Annotated in this window: 12 protein-coding genes and 1 riboswitch; of the genes, 8 read left to right on the top strand and 4 right to left on the bottom strand. The window is 72.5% G+C overall.

All coding sequences use genetic code 11. From position 1 onward, the window contains the following. Positions 1-14 precede the first annotated feature (14 nt). A complete protein-coding gene (locus tag AB0C73_RS13510) occupies positions 15-836 on the top strand; it encodes a serine protease (RefSeq protein ID WP_362528546.1) in 822 nt (273 codons plus the stop codon). Positions 837-1,004: 168 nt separating this feature from the next. Here the strand turns inward: AB0C73_RS13510 and AB0C73_RS13505 are convergent, their stop codons facing one another. Next, positions 1,005-1,235: a hypothetical protein gene (locus AB0C73_RS13505; RefSeq protein ID WP_265864903.1), complete on the bottom strand. Its 231-nt coding sequence runs from the start codon at positions 1,233-1,235 to the stop codon at positions 1,005-1,007. A gap of 432 nt (positions 1,236-1,667) precedes the next feature. Here AB0C73_RS13505 and AB0C73_RS13500 point away from each other — a divergent pair, with 432 nt between their 5' ends. The 3 genes from AB0C73_RS13500 to AB0C73_RS13490 all read left to right on the top strand — a co-directional run bounded on the left by AB0C73_RS13500 (position 1,668) and on the right by AB0C73_RS13490 (position 6,064). Beyond that, complete coding sequence (locus tag AB0C73_RS13500) at positions 1,668-3,785, top strand: DNA topoisomerase IV subunit B (protein WP_362528543.1); 2,118 nt, start codon at positions 1,668-1,670, stop codon at positions 3,783-3,785. A 207-nt stretch (positions 3,786-3,992) separates the two neighbouring features. After that, the gene (locus AB0C73_RS13495) at positions 3,993-4,475 is read left to right on the top strand and encodes a DUF485 domain-containing protein (RefSeq protein ID WP_362528540.1); all 483 of its coding nucleotides are present in this window, start codon (positions 3,993-3,995) and stop codon (positions 4,473-4,475) included. Next, positions 4,472-6,064, top strand: a complete 1,593-nt coding sequence (locus AB0C73_RS13490) for a cation acetate symporter (RefSeq protein ID WP_362528538.1) — start codon at positions 4,472-4,474, stop codon at positions 6,062-6,064. Before AB0C73_RS13495 ends, AB0C73_RS13490 begins: the two co-directional genes overlap by 4 nt. Positions 6,065-6,506: 442 nt before the next feature. Here AB0C73_RS13490 and AB0C73_RS13485 read toward each other — a convergent pair whose 3' ends face one another. Both AB0C73_RS13485 and AB0C73_RS13480 read right to left on the bottom strand, forming a co-directional pair. After that, positions 6,507-7,199 carry a response regulator gene (locus AB0C73_RS13485; protein WP_362528535.1) on the bottom strand — a complete coding sequence of 231 codons (693 nt, stop codon included), beginning with the start codon at positions 7,197-7,199 and terminating at the stop codon, positions 6,507-6,509. Then, positions 7,196-8,890 (bottom strand): sensor histidine kinase, encoded by a 1,695-nt coding sequence (locus tag AB0C73_RS13480; protein ID WP_362528533.1) that lies wholly within the window; start codon positions 8,888-8,890, stop codon positions 7,196-7,198. The genes AB0C73_RS13485 and AB0C73_RS13480 overlap by 4 nt, the downstream gene beginning before the upstream one ends. A gap of 166 nt (positions 8,891-9,056) precedes the next feature. Here AB0C73_RS13480 and AB0C73_RS13475 point away from each other — a divergent pair, with 166 nt between their 5' ends. After that, on the top strand, positions 9,057-10,115 hold the full coding sequence (locus AB0C73_RS13475) for a GTP-binding protein (protein WP_362528530.1): 1,059 nt from the start codon (positions 9,057-9,059) through the stop codon (positions 10,113-10,115). Between the two features lie 78 nt (positions 10,116-10,193). On the opposite strand, the gene AB0C73_RS13470 is transcribed toward AB0C73_RS13475, so the two are convergent. Next, complete coding sequence (locus AB0C73_RS13470; RefSeq protein ID WP_362528527.1) at positions 10,194-12,653, bottom strand: DNA topoisomerase IV subunit A; 2,460 nt, start codon at positions 12,651-12,653, stop codon at positions 10,194-10,196. Positions 12,654-12,840: 187 nt separating this feature from the next. Between AB0C73_RS13470 and AB0C73_RS13465 the strand changes: the two genes are divergently transcribed. From AB0C73_RS13465 to AB0C73_RS13455, 3 genes are all read left to right on the top strand, one after another. After that, a complete protein-coding gene (locus AB0C73_RS13465) occupies positions 12,841-14,187 on the top strand; it encodes a pitrilysin family protein (RefSeq protein ID WP_362528526.1) in 1,347 nt (448 codons plus the stop codon). A 26-nt stretch (positions 14,188-14,213) separates the two neighbouring features. After that, positions 14,214-15,581: a pitrilysin family protein gene (locus AB0C73_RS13460; protein WP_362528715.1), complete on the top strand. Its 1,368-nt coding sequence runs from the start codon at positions 14,214-14,216 to the stop codon at positions 15,579-15,581. A gap of 193 nt (positions 15,582-15,774) precedes the next feature. Then, positions 15,775-15,940: riboswitch (cyclic di-AMP (ydaO/yuaA leader) on the top strand. A gap of 12 nt (positions 15,941-15,952) precedes the next feature. Continuing rightward, complete coding sequence (locus AB0C73_RS13455) at positions 15,953-16,723, top strand: M23 family metallopeptidase (RefSeq protein ID WP_362528523.1); 771 nt, start codon at positions 15,953-15,955, stop codon at positions 16,721-16,723. Positions 16,724-16,747: the final 24 nt, after the last annotated feature.

The raw sequence follows: 16,747 nt of genomic DNA, 5'->3' as shown, positions 1-16,747 counted from the left end.
AGTCAGGAGGCTTCATGCATCGTCCCATCGCCCGTGCACTGACCGTGGCCCTGGGCCTGATCGTGGCGGCGGCCGGACCGCTCGGCGGAGCGGAGGCCGCGCAGGCGGACAGCGTCGTGGTCGGCGGGCAGCCGGCCGGGATCACCGAGGCGCCGTGGGTCGTGGCCCTGTCCAGTCGTGACCGGTTCGGGGGTACGAGGGCGGGGCAGTTCTGCGGAGGCGTGGTGGTGGCCCCCACCAAGGTGCTCACCGCCGCGCACTGCCTGGGCCGGGAGGTGCTGGGCGGGGAGCCGGGGCAGCTGGCCGACTTCTCGGTGATCGCCGGACGCACCTCGCTGCGCGGGCACGGCGGCCGGGAGGTCCGGGTCGCGGACACCTGGGTCAACCCGGAGTACGACCCGTCGACCAACTCCGGCGACCTGGCGGTGCTCACGCTGGCCGGGGCGCTGCCGGAGTCGTACGCGATCACGGTGGCCCGCCCGGGCGATCCGGCGCTCGCGGAGGGGACGGCGGCGGACGTGTACGGCTGGGGCGACACGAGCGGCAACGGTACGTACGCGATGTCGCTGCGCTCGGCGCATGTACGGGTGCTGCCCGACGCGGCCTGTGAGCGGGCGTATCCGGGCGGCTTCGGCCGGGCCGGGTACCGCGGCGACACCATGCTGTGCGCGGGCGATCCGAACGGCGGCCGGGACGCCTGCCAGGGCGACAGCGGTGGCCCGCTGGTGGCACAGGGCCGGCTGATCGGCCTGGTGTCGTGGGGGAGCGGCTGCGGCCAGGCGGAGTACCCCGGCGTCTACACCCGGGTCCCGGCGGTGCTGCCGCGGCACATCTGACCCGGCGTCGAGACGGGCCCCGTGACCGGCGTCGTGACCCGACGAGAGCGGGGAACCACCGGACGGTGACGGTGCGAGAACGGGCGGCCACCCCCCTTTGACGCGGGGGTGGCCGCCCGTCGGCCGGTCGTCAGGAGCCGGCCCGTGGCTCGTCGGGGATGCGAGGCGTCAGTGGTCGTCGCCCTGGGTGCGGGCCGGCACGTCGGTGAGCCGGTCCGTCTCATCCTGTATCTCTGCGGCGATCTTCTTGAGTTCCGGCTCGAACTTGCGCCCGTGGTGGGCACAGAAGAGCAAGTCACCGCCGCTGACAAGGACGACACGCAGGTATGCCTGGGCGCCGCAGCGGTCGCAGCGGTCAGCGGCCGTCAGGGGGCTCGCGGGGGTCAGAACAGTAGTCACGTCGCCTCTTCTCTAGCTCGACGAGCTGTCGTACCAGGGTCAACATCCAACCAGGCCGGAAACGTTCCCGCTCGTGGCTTTTCCTCGAAACTTTTTCCCAAGGTGGCTGTCTGCTGCCGGTTGGCGGCGAATGAGCCGTATTGCTTCGCTCTACGGGTTTCGCGTTGCTGTGTGTGGTCGTGCCCTCCCGGCGGGTTGCCGGTTGTTCATGAGGACGTGCCCGGAGCCTAAATGGTTCATGCCTGGAAGGGAACGTGATGTTCGCGTCACCCCATCGAGTGATCGAACATCCATACGACTCTGGACTAGCATGAAGAATCAGGAGGGTGGCGTGACAACGGCTCTACCAGGGCTCTGTACCCTCTGACCGGTGACCGATGCCGGGCCTTACCCCACCGGGCCAGATTTCAAATTCAGCGAGGAGCGAACCGCGTGACCGCCGAGACGTCCGTGCCGTCCAGTGCGCTGCTGACCGCAGACCGTGACGGTTCCAACTACACCGCGCGGCACCTGCTCGTCCTCGAAGGACTCGAAGCCGTCCGCAAACGACCCGGCATGTACATCGGGTCCACCGACAGCCGCGGCCTGATGCACTGCCTCTGGGAGATCATCGACAACTCCGTCGACGAGGCCCTCGGCGGCTACTGCGACCACATCGACGTCGTCCTCCACGACGACGGCTCCGTCGAGGTCCGTGACAACGGACGCGGCATCCCCGTCGACGTCGAGCCGAAGACCGGCCTGTCCGGCGTCGAGGTCGTCATGACCAAGCTGCACGCCGGCGGAAAGTTCGGCGGCGGCTCGTACGCGGCCTCCGGCGGTCTGCACGGCGTCGGCGCCTCCGTGGTGAACGCCCTGTCCGCCCGCCTCGACGTCGAGGTCGACCGCAACGGCGCCACCCACGCGATCAGCTTCCGCCGTGGCGTCCCCGGGTTCTTCACCGAGCAGGGCCCCGACAGCCCCTTCGACCCGGCCGGCGGCCTCGTCAAGGGCAAGCGCGTCCCCAAGACCCGCACCGGCACCCGCGTGCGCTACTGGGCGGACCGCCAGATCTTCCTCAAGGACGCCAAGCTCTCCCTGGAGACGCTGCACCAGCGCGCCCGGCAGACCGCCTTCCTCGTCCCCGGCCTCACCATCGTCGTCCGCGACGAGCGCGACCTCCAGGGCATCGGCAAGAGCGAGGAGACCTTCCGCTTCGACGGCGGCATCAGCGAGTTCTGCGAGTTCCTCGCCCAGGACAAGGCCGTCTGCGACGTGCTGCGCCTCACCGGCCAGGGCACCTTCAAGGAGACCGTCCCGGTCCTCGACGACCGCGGCCACATGACCCCGACCGAGGTCACCCGCGAGCTCGGCGTCGACGTCGCCCTGCGCTGGGGCACCGGCTACGACAGTACGGTCCGCTCCTTCGTGAACATCATCGCCACGCCCAAGGGCGGCACCCATGTGTCCGGCTTCGAGCAGGCGATCACCAAGACGGTCAACGAGGTGCTGCGCTCCGCCAAGCTGCTGCGCGTCGCCGAGGACGACATCGTCAAGGACGACGCCCTCGAAGGCCTGACCGCCGTCGTCACCGTGCGCCTGGCCGAGCCGCAGTTCGAGGGCCAGACCAAGGAGGTGCTCGGCACCTCCGCGGCCCGCCGGATCGTGGCCACCGTGGTCGCCCGCGAGCTGAAGGCCTTCCTGACCTCCACCAAGCGGGACGCCAAGGCGCAGGCCCGCGCCGTCCTGGAGAAGGCCGTCGCCGCCGCCCGTACCCGGATCGCGGCCCGCCAGCACAAGGAGGCGCAGCGCCGGAAGACGGCCCTGGAGTCCTCCTCGCTGCCCGCCAAGCTCGCCGACTGCCGCAGCGACGACGTGGAGCGCAGCGAGCTCTTCATCGTCGAGGGCGACTCCGCGCTCGGCACCGCCAAGCTCGCCCGCAACAGCGAGTTCCAGGCGCTGCTGCCGATCCGCGGCAAGATCCTCAACGTCCAGAAGTCCTCCGTCTCGGACATGCTGAAGAACGCCGAGTGCGGAGCGATCATCCAGGTCATAGGAGCGGGCTCGGGCCGCACCTTCGACATCGACGCGGCCCGGTACGGAAAGGTCATCATGATGACCGACGCCGACGTCGATGGCTCCCACATCCGCACCCTGCTGCTGACCCTCTTCCAGCGCTACATGCGGCCCATGGTCGAGCAGGGGCGCGTCTTCGCCGCCGTGCCGCCGCTGCACCGGGTCGAGCTGGTCCAGCCCAAGAAGGGCCAGGACAAGTACGTGTACACGTACTCGGACAACGAGCTGCGGCAGACCCTGCTCGAGTTCGAGCGCAAGGGGGTCCGCTACAAGGACGCCATCCAGCGCTACAAGGGTCTCGGCGAGATGGACGCCGACCAGCTGGCGGAGACCACCATGGACCCCCGCCACCGCACCCTGCGCCGGATCAACATCGGCGACCTGGAGGCGGCCGAGCAGATCTTCGACCTGCTCATGGGCAACGACGTGGCGCCCCGCAAGGAGTTCATCACCAGCTCCGCCGCGACCCTCGACCGCTCGCGCATCGACGCCTGACGCGCGAGGCCCGGTCACAGGCCCGCGCACCCGCACCTCTCCACCGGCTGGCCCGCCCGATACGACTTTCGGACGGGCCGGTCAGCCATGCCCGGGATTTTCTCACCTTATGGGGTGAAGAAGACGGGAGAAGAGTCCGGTATCCGCCCAGTCTGTCCATCCTTGGGCACGCGGCCGAAACGGTTCGCTGACAAGGGGAGTTCACCGGTGGAGAAACAGGAAGGGCCCGACCCCGCGACACTGCGGATCGAAGACCCCTGGTACGACGAGCTCGCCGCCGGCTGGGGCGAGCATGACGGGGAGGGGACGGTGCCCGGCGCCGTTCCGCACCAGCAGGCCCACGCCCAGGACGGGGCGGGGGCCAGCGCCGCGGACATCTATCTGGAGGTCCAGCGGAGCCCCGCCTTCCAGGAAGTGCGCCGCCGGTACCGCCGCTTCGTCTTCCCGGCCTCGCTGGCCTTCCTGCTCTGGTACCTGGCGTACGTCGTCGCCGCCACCGCCGCCCCCGGCCTGATGGCCCGCCCCGTCGCCGGAGCGGTCAACGTCGCCATGGTCGCCGGACTCGCCCAGTTCGCCACCACCTTCCTGCTGACCTGGGCCTACGCCCGGCACGCCCGGCTGCGCCGGGACCGGGCCGCACTCGAACTGCGCTGGGACACCCAGGAGATGACCCGGGGGGTGCGGCGATGACCGGAGACCACCAGACCCTCGCGCTGCTGCTGTTCAGCGTCTTCGTCGCCGTCACCCTCGGCATCACCACCTGGGTCGGCCGCAACCGGCGCGGCTCGGCCGAGGAGTTCTACGCCGGAGGCAGGCTCTTCTCGCCTCTGGAGAACGGATTCGCCATCGCCGGCGACTACATGTCCGCCGCCTCCTTCCTGGGCATCTCCGGCCTCATCGCGCTCTTCGGCTACGACGGCATGCTCTACTCCGTCGGCTTCCTCGTCGCATGGCTCGTCGTGCTGCTGCTCGTCGCCGAACTCGTCCGCAACTGCGGCCGCTTCACCCTCGCCGACGTCGTCGCCGCCCGGATGGCCGAGCGCCCGGTCCGGATCGCGGCCGGGGCCTCGTCCGTCACCGTCTCCGTGCTCTATCTGGTGGCCCAGATGGTCGGCGCCGGGAGCCTGGTCGCCCTGCTGCTCGGCGGCACCAGCGACGCCGCCCGCGCCTGGACGGTGATCGGCGTCGGCGCCCTGATGGTCGTGTACGTGTCGCTCGGCGGCATGCGGGCCACCACCTGGATCCAGATCGTCAAGGCCGTCCTGCTCATGGCCGGCACGATCACCCTCACGGTCCTCGTCCTGGTCCGCTTCCACTTCGACATCGACCAGCTGCTCTCCACCGCCGCCGAACGCAGCGGCCACGGCCGGGACTTCCTCGCCCCCGGGCTGCGCTACGGCGGCGACTGGACCTCCCGGGTCGACTTCGTCAGCCTCGGCCTCGCGCTCGTCCTCGGCACCGCCGGACTCCCGCACATCCTGTCGCGCTTCTACACCGTGCCCACGGCCCGCGCCGCCCGCCGCTCGGTCGTCTGGTCCATCGGCCTCATCGGCGGTTTCTACCTGATGACGATCGTCCTCGGCTTCGGCGCCGCCGCCCTCGTCGGCCCCGGTGCCGTCCGCGCCTCCAACGCCGCCGGCAACACCGCCGTACCGCTGCTCGCCCTCGACCTCGGCGGCGGCGCCGGATCCACCGGCGGCACGGTCCTGTTCGCGGTCGTCGCCGCCGTCGCCTTCGCGACCATCCTCGCCGTGGTCGCCGGCATCACCCTCGCCTCCTCGGCCTCCGTCGCGCACGACCTCTACGCCTCGCTGCGCCGCCCGCACGGCAAGCAGCGCAGCGAGGTGGCCGTGGCCCGGCTCGCCGCCGCCGGCATCGGGGTCGCCGCGATCGGCCTGGGACTGCTCGCCCGCGACCTCAACGTGGCCTTCCTCGTCGGCCTCGCGTTCGCCGTCGCCGCCTCCGCCAATCTGCCCGTGCTGCTGTACTCGCTCTTCTGGCGGCGGTTCACCACCCGGGGCGCGGTCTGGTCGGTGTACGGCGGACTCGTCCCCGCCGTGCTGCTCGTGGTGGTCTCGCCGGTCGTCTCCGGCAGCCCCGCCTCGCTGTTCCCCGGCGTCGACTTCCAGCTCTTCCCGCTGGAGAACCCCGGCCTGGTGTCCATCCCGCTCGGCTTCCTCGCGGGCTGGCTCGGCACCGCGACCTCGCCGGAGCCGCCGGACGAGGCCCGGCACGCCGAGACGGAGGTACGGGCCCTCACGGGCGCGGGCGCCGTCTGACGGCTCGACGGCCTGAGCGCGTCGACCGCCTCGGCCGCCTCGGCCACCTCGACCGGTTCGACTATCGACCGGTTCGGCCGGCGCACCAGCCGCCCCTGACGTCCGGCCCGCCGCCGCGCTCGGCCGCCGCCTTCCGGCGCGGCCCGGCGGCGCCGGTGCGGTCCGGCGGCGGGCCGGACGGGTCCTGGGCCCGTGCATACGCCCGGGCGGTGCTGGAGGGGCACGACGACCACTGTGACCGTCTCGGCCGAGGCGAGCGTGGCGGAGCCGAGCGGGACGACCGGGCCGCGCTCGGCCGCCGCCTTCCGGCGCGGCCCGGCGGCGCCGGTGCGGTCCGTGGTCCGTGCGCGCCGGGGCGCCGCCGGAGAGGCACGCCGGCGAGCGCGGCGAGGCCAAGAGCGACGTCCGCGCCGGGGTTCCTCCCGGCCCGCCGAGCGGCGCCTCAGCGGGCCGCCTGGCCCGCCCACGCGTACCGGTGCTCGGGGCGGCCCGTCTCGCCGTACTTCAGCGAGAGCCGCACCCGGCCGGTGCGCTCCAGGAGCTTGAGATAGCGCTGGGCGGTCTGCCGGCTCACCCCGGCCCGCTCGGCGATCTCCTGCGCCGACAGCGGCCCGTCCGCCGCGAGCAGCACCTGCCGCACCAGCTCGGCCGTCGTGGGGGAGTGGCCCTTCGGCAGGTCCGGGACCACCGGACCGGCCGACAGCGCGCCGAAGATCCGGTCCACCTCCGCCTGCTCCGCCTCTCCGCCGCCGTCGAGGGTGCGGCGCAGCGCCGCGTACGCCTCCAGCTTGGCCCGCAGCCCCGCGAAGCCGAACGGCTTCACCAGGTACTGCAGCGCCCCGTGCCGCATGGCCTCCCGCACGGTCGCCACGTCCCGCGCCGCGGTCACCATGATCACGTCGCTCTCCCGGCCGAGGGCGCGCAGCTCCCGTACCACCGCCAGACCGGTCCCGTCCGGCAGGTAGTGGTCGAGCAGGATCAGATCCACCGGCTGGTCCGCCGCGGCGAGCACGGCCAGCGCCTCCGCCGCCGAGTGGGCGACAGCGGCCACCCGGAAGCCCGGGACCTTGGCCACGTACGCGGCGTTGACCCGGGCCACCCGTACGTCGTCGTCGACGACCAGGACGTCGATCACCGTGCCTCCTCAGGGGCGACGGGGGCCACTGGGGCCACCGGGCTCACGGGGGCGGGCTCGGGGTCCGCCTCGGCCAGCGCGTCCGGCAGGACCACGGTGAACTCCGCGCCGCCGTCCGGGCCGGAGCCGACCACGGCACTGCCGCCGCGCCGCTCCGCGAGCCGGCGCACCAGCGGGAGCCCCAGGCCCCGCTTGCCGTGGGCGGGCGGCTCCTTGGTGCTCCAGCCCTCGGTGAAGATCAGCTCGCGCCGTTCCCCGGGCACGCCCGGTCCGCTGTCGGTGACCGTCAGGACCACCGTCCGCCCCTCGGCGCGCAGATCCACCTCCACGCGCGCGTGGAGGCTGCCGGAGGCGGCGTCCAGGGCGTTGTCGACCAGATTGCCGACGACCGTGACCAGCTCGCGCGGGTCGACCAGGCGGTCCGGGAGCAGTGAGCCGGGCGCGATGCGCAGCGCGACGCCCCGCTCGGCGGCCACGGCGGCCTTGCCGACCAGGAGCGCGGCGAGCAGCGGGTCGTGGACCCTCTCGGTGACCTGCTCGGCCGTCGCCCGGTGCACGCCCACCACCTCGGTGACGAACTCGACCGCTTCGTCGTACATCTCCAGTTCGAGCAGCCCGAGCAGCGTGTGCATCCGGTTGGCGTGCTCGTGGTCCTGCGCGCGCAGCGCGTCGATCAGACCGCGCGTGGAGTCCAGCTCGCGGCCGAGGCGCTCAAGCTCCGTGCGGTCGCGGAGGGTGGCCACGGCGCCGCCGTCGTCGGTGGGCATCCGGTTGGCGATCAGCACCCTGGTGCCGCGCACCGTGACCAGGTCCCGGCCGGTCGCCCGGCCCGCGAGCACCTCGGTCGTGCGGCCCGCGCCGAGCACCTCCTCCAGCGGGCGGCCGGTGGCCTCGGGGCCGATCCCGAGCAGCCGCTGCGCCTCGTCGTTCACCAGCCGGATCCTGCCGGTGCCGTCGAGCGCGACGACACCCTCGCGGATGCCGTGCAGCATCGCCTCGCGCTCCGCGAGCAGCGCCGAGATATCGGAGAAGGCCAGGTCGTGGGTCTGCCGCTGGAGCCGTCGGGAGATCAGATACGCGGCGAGCGCGCCCGCGGCCAGGGCGCCGCCGGCGTAGCGGAGCAGCCCGGGGATCGCGGCCACGAGCCGGTCGCGCACACTGTCGTACTCGATGCCGACCGACACCGCGCCGACGATCTCACCCCGCCGGTCCCGCAGCGGCGCCTTGCCCCGCGCGGAGCGGCCGAGGGTGCCGCTGTCGATCTCCATCACCTCGTGCCCGGCGAGCGCGGCGCTGGGGTCGGTGGAGACACGCCGGCCGATCTGGGCCGGGTCGGTGTGCGACCACCGGATGCCGCGGGTGTCCATCACCACCACGTACTCGGCGCCGGTCGAACGCCGGATCCGCTCCGCCTCGGCCTGCACCGGCCCGCCCGCCGAAGGGCGGCTGGTCGCGAGCTCGGCGGCGACCTGCGGGGAGGCCGTGGTCTGCGCGATCGCCAGGGCGCGGCGCATGGCCTGGTCGTCCAGCTGCGCGCTCAGGGGCGCCAGGAACAGCCCGGTGGCGAGCACCGTGACCCCGGTCGCGATGGCCAGCTGCATCAGCAGGACCTGCGAGAACACCCGTCGCGGCCACCCGAACCCGCGCCGGCGGCCGGACGGCCGCGCGGGGGAGGTCGGTGCGGGGCTCATGGCGGAAACGGTACGGGGACGAGGGCGCCGAGCGGAAATACCGCTGCCCGGCCGCCCTGATCCGCGGGACACCCGGCCCTGATCCGCAGGACGCGGCCCGACCCGGGCGCCCGCCTATTCTGGGGGCTTCCTAGTCGCAGGCACCGATGGCCCGGAGGCATGACCCTTGACCACCCAGCAGATCCCCGTCGTCGTCCTGGCCGGGTTTCTCGGGGCGGGGAAGACCACCCTGCTCAACCATCTGCTGCGCAGCGCGCGCGGGACGCGGATCGGGGTCATGGTCAACGACTTCGGGGACATCGGCATCGACGCCATGACCGTGGCCGGCCAGGTCGGCTCCACCGTCTCCCTCGGCAACGGCTGTCTGTGCTGCGCCGTGGACGCGAGCGAGCTGGACACGTATCTGGAGGTGCTCACCCGGCCCGAGGTCGGTCTCGACGTGATCGTGATCGAGGCGAGCGGCCTCGCCGAGCCGCAGGAGCTCGTCCGCATGCTGCTGGCCAGCGAGAACGCGCGGATCGTCTACGGCGGTCTGGTCGAGGTGGTCGACGCGGCTGAGTTCGCCGCGACCCGGGAGCGGCACCCGGAGACCGACCGGCACCTGGCCGTCGCCGACCTGGTGGTGGTCAACAAGGCGGACCGGGTGCCGGCCGAGCGGCTGGCGGCGGTACGGCAGGAGGTCGCCGCGCTCGCCCCGCGCGCCGCGGTGGTCGAGGCCGCGCACGGGCGGGTCGACCCCGAGCTGCTCTTCGACCGGGTGGTGCCGGACGGCGAGATCCAGGGCCAGATGTCCATCGAGGACATCCTCTACGGCGACGACGATCCACACGCGCACTCGCACGCCGCCTACGACACGATCTCCCTCGGCACGGCCGTCCCGCTGCACCCGCGCCGCCTGATGGCCTTCCTGGACGGGCGCCCCGAGGGCCTCTACCGGATCAAGGGCTTCGTCGACCTCGGCCCCGCGGATCCGGCCAACCGCTATGCCGTGCACGCGGTCGGGCGCTTCCTGCGCTTCTACCCCGAGCCGTGGCCGGCGGGCGAGGAGCGCCTGACGCAGTTGGTCCTGATCGGCTCCGGCATCGACGCGCCGGCCCTGCGCAAGGAGCTCGCGGGCTGTGAGCTGGACGGCCCGGACGATGTGCCGGACGAGCACGCCATGTGGGGCGTGCTGCGGTACGTGCGCGACGAGCCGTCGGATGACCGTTCAGATGCGGAGGCCTAGGCCCGGCACGTACGCCGACGCCCCCGGCCCCGCGCCGAGTGGCGCGGAACCGGGGGCGTGTCCACGGACGGCGGGCGGTCAGCCCGTCGGGCCCGCGAGGACCTCCACCGGGGTCGCCGGGGGCGTGCCCGAGCCGTCACGGCGCGGGTCGAGCTCCGGGAGCTCGGCCGGGGTGCCGTTCTTCTGGGCGGCGCGGGCCGGGGCGGCGCCCGCCCAGGCGAGCACCAGGACGTCCTCGCCCTTCAGGAAGCGCTGGCAGCGCACACCGCCGGTGGCGCGGCCCTTGCGCGGGTACTGGTCGAACGGGGTCAGCTTCGCCGACGTGCCGGCCGAGGCGTCCAGCGTGCCGGTCGAGCCCGCGACCGTGTACACCACCGCGTCCGCGGCCGGATCCACCGCCGTGAAGGAGAGGACCTCCGCGCCCGCCGCCAGCTTGATGCCGGCCATGCCGCCGGCCGGGCGGCCCTGCGGCCGCACCTGGGAGGCCTGGTAGCGCAGCAGCTGCGCGTCGGAGGTGATGAAGACCAGGTCCTCCTCGCCGGTGCGCAGCTCGGTCGCGCCGACGATCCGGTCACCGTCCTTGAGGGTGATGACCTCCAGCTCGTCCTTGTTCGCCGGGTAGTCCGGCACCACGCGCTTGACCACGCCCTGGAGCGTGCCGAGGGCGAGACCGGGCGAGGACTCGTCGAGGGAGGTCAGACAGACCACGGTCTCGCCGTCCTCCAGGGAGAGGAACTCCGAGAGCGGCGCGCCGCCCGAGAGGTTCGGCGCGGCCGCCGTGTCCGGCAGCTGCGGCAGGTCGATCACCGCGATGCGCAGCAGCCGCCCCTCCGAGGTGACCACGCCGACGTCGCCGCGCTGGGTGGCCGCCACCGAGGAGACGATCAGGTCGTGCTTGGCGCGCTTGGCCTCCGGGTCGTACGGCGGCAGTTCCGCCGTCGCCGTACGGGCGAGCAGGCCGGTGGAGGAGAGCAGCACCCGGCACGGGTCGTCCGCGACCTGCAGGGCCACGGACGTGGCCGGCGCGCCCGCCGACTCCAGGAGGACCGTGCGCCGGTCGGTGCCGAACTTCTTCGCGACGGCCGCCAGCTCCGCCGACACCAGCTTGCGCAGCTCCGAGTCGGACTCCAGGATCCCGGTCAGCTCGTCGATCTCGCCGGTGAGCCGGTCGCGCTCGGTCTCCAGCTCGATCCGGTCGAACTTGGTGAGCCGGCGCAGCGGGGTGTCCAGGATGTACTGCGTCTGGATCTCGCTCAGCGAGAAGCGCTCCATGAGGCGCGCCTTGGCCTCCGCCGAGTTCTCGCTCTCCCGGATCAGCCGGATGACCTCGTCGATGTCGAGCAGCGCGACGAGCAGGCCCTCCACCAGGTGGAGCCGGTCGCGCTTCTTGCCGCGGCGGAACTCGGAGCGGCGCCGTACGACGTCGAAGCGGTGGTCGAGGTAGACCTCCAGGAGCTCCTTGAGGCCGAGGGTGAGCGGCTGGCCGTCGACGAGCGCCACGTTGTTGATGCCGAAGGACTCCTCCATCGGCGTCAGCTTGTAGAGCTGCTCCAGGACCGCCTCCGGCACGAAGCCGTTCTTGACCTCGATGACCAGACGCAGGCCGTGGGTGCGGTCGGTGAGGTCCTTGACGTCGGCGATGCCCTGGAGCTTCTTGGAGCCGACCAGGTCCTTGATCTTGGAGATGACCTTCTCGGGGCCGACCGTGAAGGGCAGTTCGGTGACGACGATGCCCTTGCGGCGGGCCGTCACCGTCTCGATCGAGGTGGTCGCGCGGATCTTGAAGGTGCCGCGGCCCGTCTCGTACGCGTCCTTGACGCCGGACAGGCCGACGATCCGGCCGCCGGTGGGCAGGTCCGGGCCGGGCACGAAGCGCATCAGCGCTTCCAGGTCCGCGTTCGGGTAGCGGATCAGATGGCGGGCGGCCGCGACGACCTCGCCCAGGTTGTGCGGGGGCATGTTGGTCGCCATGCCGACCGCGATCCCGGACGCGCCGTTGACCAGCAGGTTCGGGTAGGCGGCGGGGAGCGCGACCGGCTCCTGCTCCTGGCCGTCGTAGTTGGGCGCGAAGTCGACGGTGTCCTCGTCGATGGACTCCGTCATGAGGAGTGCCGCCGGGGCCATCTTCGACTCGGTGTACCGCATGGCGGCCGGCGGGTCGTCGTTGCCCAGGGAGCCGAAGTTGCCGTGGCCGTCGACCAGCGGCACGCGCATGGAGAACGGCTGCGCCATGCGCACCATCGCGTCGTAGATGGACGCGTCGCCGTGCGGGTGCAGCTTGCCCATGACCTCGCCGACGACCCGGGCGCACTTGACGAAGCCCCGGTCGGGCCGCAGGCCCATCTCGCTCATCTGGTACACGATGCGCCGCTGCACCGGCTTCATGCCGTCGCGGGCGTCGGGCAGCGCGCGCGAGTAGATCACCGAGTACGCGTACTCGAGGAAGGAGCCCTGCATCTCGTCAACGACGTCGATGTCGAGGATTCGCTCCTCGAACGCGTCGTCCGGCGGCGGTGTCTTCGTGCTGCGGCGGGCCATCGCGGCTGCGGCTCCTTCACCAACAAGGTTGATCTGACGCGGACCATTGTGGACCGTGGCACCGACAACGCCGACCGCGACCCGGAAGAGGGACATCCGGGAGGGCCGGGAACTTCGCCAGGTGTCGGCGCGCTTGCATACAGTGGCAGGACTTTTTCCCGATCGCGATCGAAGGGGACACATGCCCATGGGTCACACGGCTGCGGCCGAGGCCGGCTCCGGCGGCCTGACAGCGACCGAGCACCGGCTGGCCAACGGCCTGCGCGTGGTGCTGTCGGAGGACCACCTGACCCCGGTCGCCGCGGTCTGCCTCTGGTACGACGTCGGCTCCCGGCACGAGGTCAAGGGCCGCACCGGTCTCGCCCACCTCTTCGAGCACCTGATGTTCCAGGGCTCGCAGCAGGTCCACGGCAACGGCCACTTCGAACTGGTGCAGGGCGCGGGCGGCTCGCTCAACGGCACCACGAGCTTCGAGCGCACCAACTACTTCGAGACGATGCCCGCGCACCAGCTGGAGCTCGCGCTCTGGCTGGAGGCCGACCGGATGGGCTCGCTGCTCGCCGCCCTGGACGACGACTCTATGGAGAACCAGCGGGACGTCGTCAAGAACGAGCGCCGCCAGCGGTACGACAACGTGCCCTACGGCACCGCGTTCGAGCGCCTCACCGCCCTCGCGTACCCGGACGGGCACCCGTACCACCACACCCCGATCGGCTCCATGGCCGACCTGGACGCCGCCACCCTGGAGGACGCGCGGGACTTCTTCCGCACGTACTACGCGCCGAACAACGCGGTGCTCTCGGTCGTCGGCGACATCGACCCGGAGCGGACCCTCGCCTGGGTGGAGAAGTACTTCGGTTCCATCCCCGCGCACGACGGCAAGCCCGCGCCGCGCGACGGCTCGCTGCCCGAGGTCATCGGCGGCCAGCTGCGCGAGGTCGTCGAGGAGGAGGTCCCGGCGCGCGCGCTGATGGCCGCCTACCGGCTGCCCGAGGACGGCACCCGCGCGTGCGACGCGGCCGACCTGGCCCTCACCGTCCTCGGCGGCGGCGAGTCCTCCCGGCTGCACAACCGGCTCGTGCGCCGCGACCGCACCGCCGTCGCCGCCGGCTTCGGCCTGCTGCGGCTCGCCGGCGCGCCCTCGCTCGGCTGGCTGGACGTCAAGACCTCCGGCGGCGTCGAGGTGCCGGCGATCGAGGCGGCCGTCGACGAGGAGCTCGCCCGGTTCGCCGCCGACGGCCCCACGGCCGAGGAGATGGAGCGCGCCCAGGCCCAGTTGGAGCGCGAGTGGCTCGACCGGCTCGGCACCGTCGCCGGCCGCGCCGACGAACTCTGCCGCTTCGCGGTGCTGTTCGGCGACCCGCAGCTGGCGCTGACCGCCGTCGACCGGGTCCTCGACGTCACCGCCGACGAGGTGCGCGAGGTCGCCGCCGCCCGGCTGCGGCCCGACAACCGCGCCGTGCTCGTCTACGAGCCGGTGGGCGGCACGGCCGACGAGACCGACAGCGACGAGGAAGAGGGAGCGGACCAGTGACCGACGCTGCCGCGTCTTTGACGAGCATGGAGTTCCACCCGCAGCCGCAGGCCGGCGAGGCCAAGCCCTGGGCCTTCCCGGCCCCGGAGCGCGGCGCGCTCGACAACGGGCTCACGGTGCTCCGCTGCCACCGCCCCGGCCAGCAGGTGGTGGCCGTCGAGATCTTCCTCGACGCGCCGCTCGACGCCGAGCCCGAGGGCCTGGACGGTGTCGCCACGATCATGGCCCGGGCCCTGTCCGAGGGCACCGACCGGCACACCGCCGAGGAGTTCGCCGCCGAGCTGGAGCGCTGCGGCGCCAGCCTCGACGCGCACGCCGACCACCCCGGCGTACGGGTCTCCCTGGAGGTCCCGGTCTCCCGGCTGCCCAAGGCGCTCGGCCTGCTCGCCGAGGCCCTGATCGCCCCGGCGTTCGCCGAGAGCGAGGTCGAGCGCCTGGTGCGCAACCGCCTCGACGAGATCCCGCACGAGACGGCCAACCCGTCCCGCCGCGCCGCCAAGCAGCTCTCCAAGGAGCTGTTCCCGGCCGGCGCGCGCATGTCCCGGCCGCGCCAGGGCACCGAGGAGACCGTCGCCGCGATCGACGCCGCCGCCGTGCGCGCCTTCTACGACGCGCATGTGCGCCCGGCCGCCGCCACGGCCGTCGTGGTCGGCGACCTCACCGGTGTCGACCTGGACAAGGAGCTCGCCGACACCCTGGGCACCTGGAGCGGCAAGCCCGCCGCGCCGCGCCCGATGCCGCCCGTCACCGCCGACGACACCGGACGGGTCGTCATCGTGGACCGGCCCGGCGCCGTGCAGACGCAGCTGCTCATCGGCCGCGTCGGCGCCGACCGCCACGACAGCGTCTGGGCGGCCCAGGTGCTCGGCACGTACTGCCTCGGCGGCACCCTCACCTCCCGCCTGGACCGCGTCCTGCGCGAGGAGAAGGGCTACACCTACGGCGTACGGGCCTTCGGCCAGGTGCTGCGCTCCGACGGCGAGGGCCACGGCGCGTCGATGCTCGCCATCAGCGGCTCGGTCGACACCCCCAACACCGGTCCGGCACTCGACGACCTGTGGAAGGTGCTGCGCACCCTGGCCGCCGAGGGGCTGACGGACACGGAGCGTGACGTCGCCGTGCAGAACCTGGTGGGCGTGGCCCCGCTCAAGTACGAGACGGCCGCCTCGGTCGCGGCGACGCTCGCCGACCAGGTCGAGCAGCACCTCGCGGACGACTACCAGGCCCATCTGTACGCGCGGCTCGCCGCGACGGGCACGGTGGAGGCGACCGCCGCGGTCGTCAACGCCTTCCCGGTGGACCGGCTCGTGACGGTGCTCGTCGGCGACGCGGCGCAGATCGCGGACCCGGTGCGGGCGCTCGGCATCGGCGAAGTGACCGTCGTCACCGGCTGATTGAGCCGCCGTCACAGGGACCCCGACGGCTGGTTCGTCGGGGTCCTCCTGTTTGTCCGTATTGCAGAGTGCTGTGGGTGAATGCCCTGTGGCATGTCTTACAAAAACCCGTGTCCGTTTGGTTATTGAAAGGTGATCGGCCTAGCGTCGATGCGGCTGTCCGGCCACTGCACGACGCCGCGTCCGCGGCAACGGACAGTCATCGCCGAGTCCCCGCAAGGCGCGAGCCTGGGGAGCCGGGGACCCATACGCAGTCCCTGGGGTGAATCGGACGCCTTCGCTCCGCGCGGAGGGGCCCGTAGGAGACCTTCCTGCTCCGAACCCGTCAGCTAACCCGGTAGGCGAGAGGGAAGGAAAGGACCAGCCACTACATGGCGTTCACCCGTGCCACCGGGAAGCATCGTGGTTCGAGCCGGATGGCGCGCCGCGGCGCGGGCTTCGCCGGCATGGCGACTCTCGCCACCACCGGCGTCATCGGCACCCTGGCCTCCCCGGCGCTCGCCGCCGACACGGAGAGCCCCTCCGTGGAGGACACCGGCCTCACCCAGGTGATCGCCGAGGAGTCCCTCGCCGAGCGGGTCGACGCCCAGGCGTCCGCCCAGGAGAAGGCCGCCGCCGAGGAGGCCGCCCGCGTCCGGGCCGCCGCCGAGGCCAAGCGCAAGGCCGAGGCCCGCGCCAAGGAGATCCGCGAGGCCAAGGAGCGCGCCGCCCGTGAGGCCGAGCGCAAGCGCCTCGCCTCCTTCCAGCTCCCCGTGGCCGGCTCGTACGTGAGCACCGGCTACAAGGCCGGCGGCTCGCTCTGGTCCTCCGGCAGTCACTCCGGCATCGACTTCCACGCCGCCTACGGCACCAAGGTCGTCTCCGTGGGCTCCGGCACCGTCGTCGAGGCCGGCTGGGGCGGCGCCTACGGCAACAACATCGTGATCCGGATGAACGACGGCACGTACACCCAGTACGGCCACCTCTCCGCCATCCGCGTGTACGTCGGCCAGAAGGTCACCCCCGGCGAGCAGATCGGCGTCTCCGGCTCCTCCGGCAACTCCACCGGCCCGCACCTCCACTTCGAGGCGCGCACCACCGCCGAGTACGGCTCCGACATCAACCCGATCAGCTACCTCCGCGCCCGCGGCGTGAGCGTCTGACGGTCCCACTTCAGTAAAAATGCC

Source organism: Streptomyces sp. NPDC048623 (genome assembly GCF_040650755.1).
GTDB lineage: Bacteria > Actinomycetota > Actinomycetes > Streptomycetales > Streptomycetaceae > Streptomyces.
Note: the sequence above shows the minus strand (reverse complement) of the source record. Positions and strands in the feature narration are given on the sequence as shown.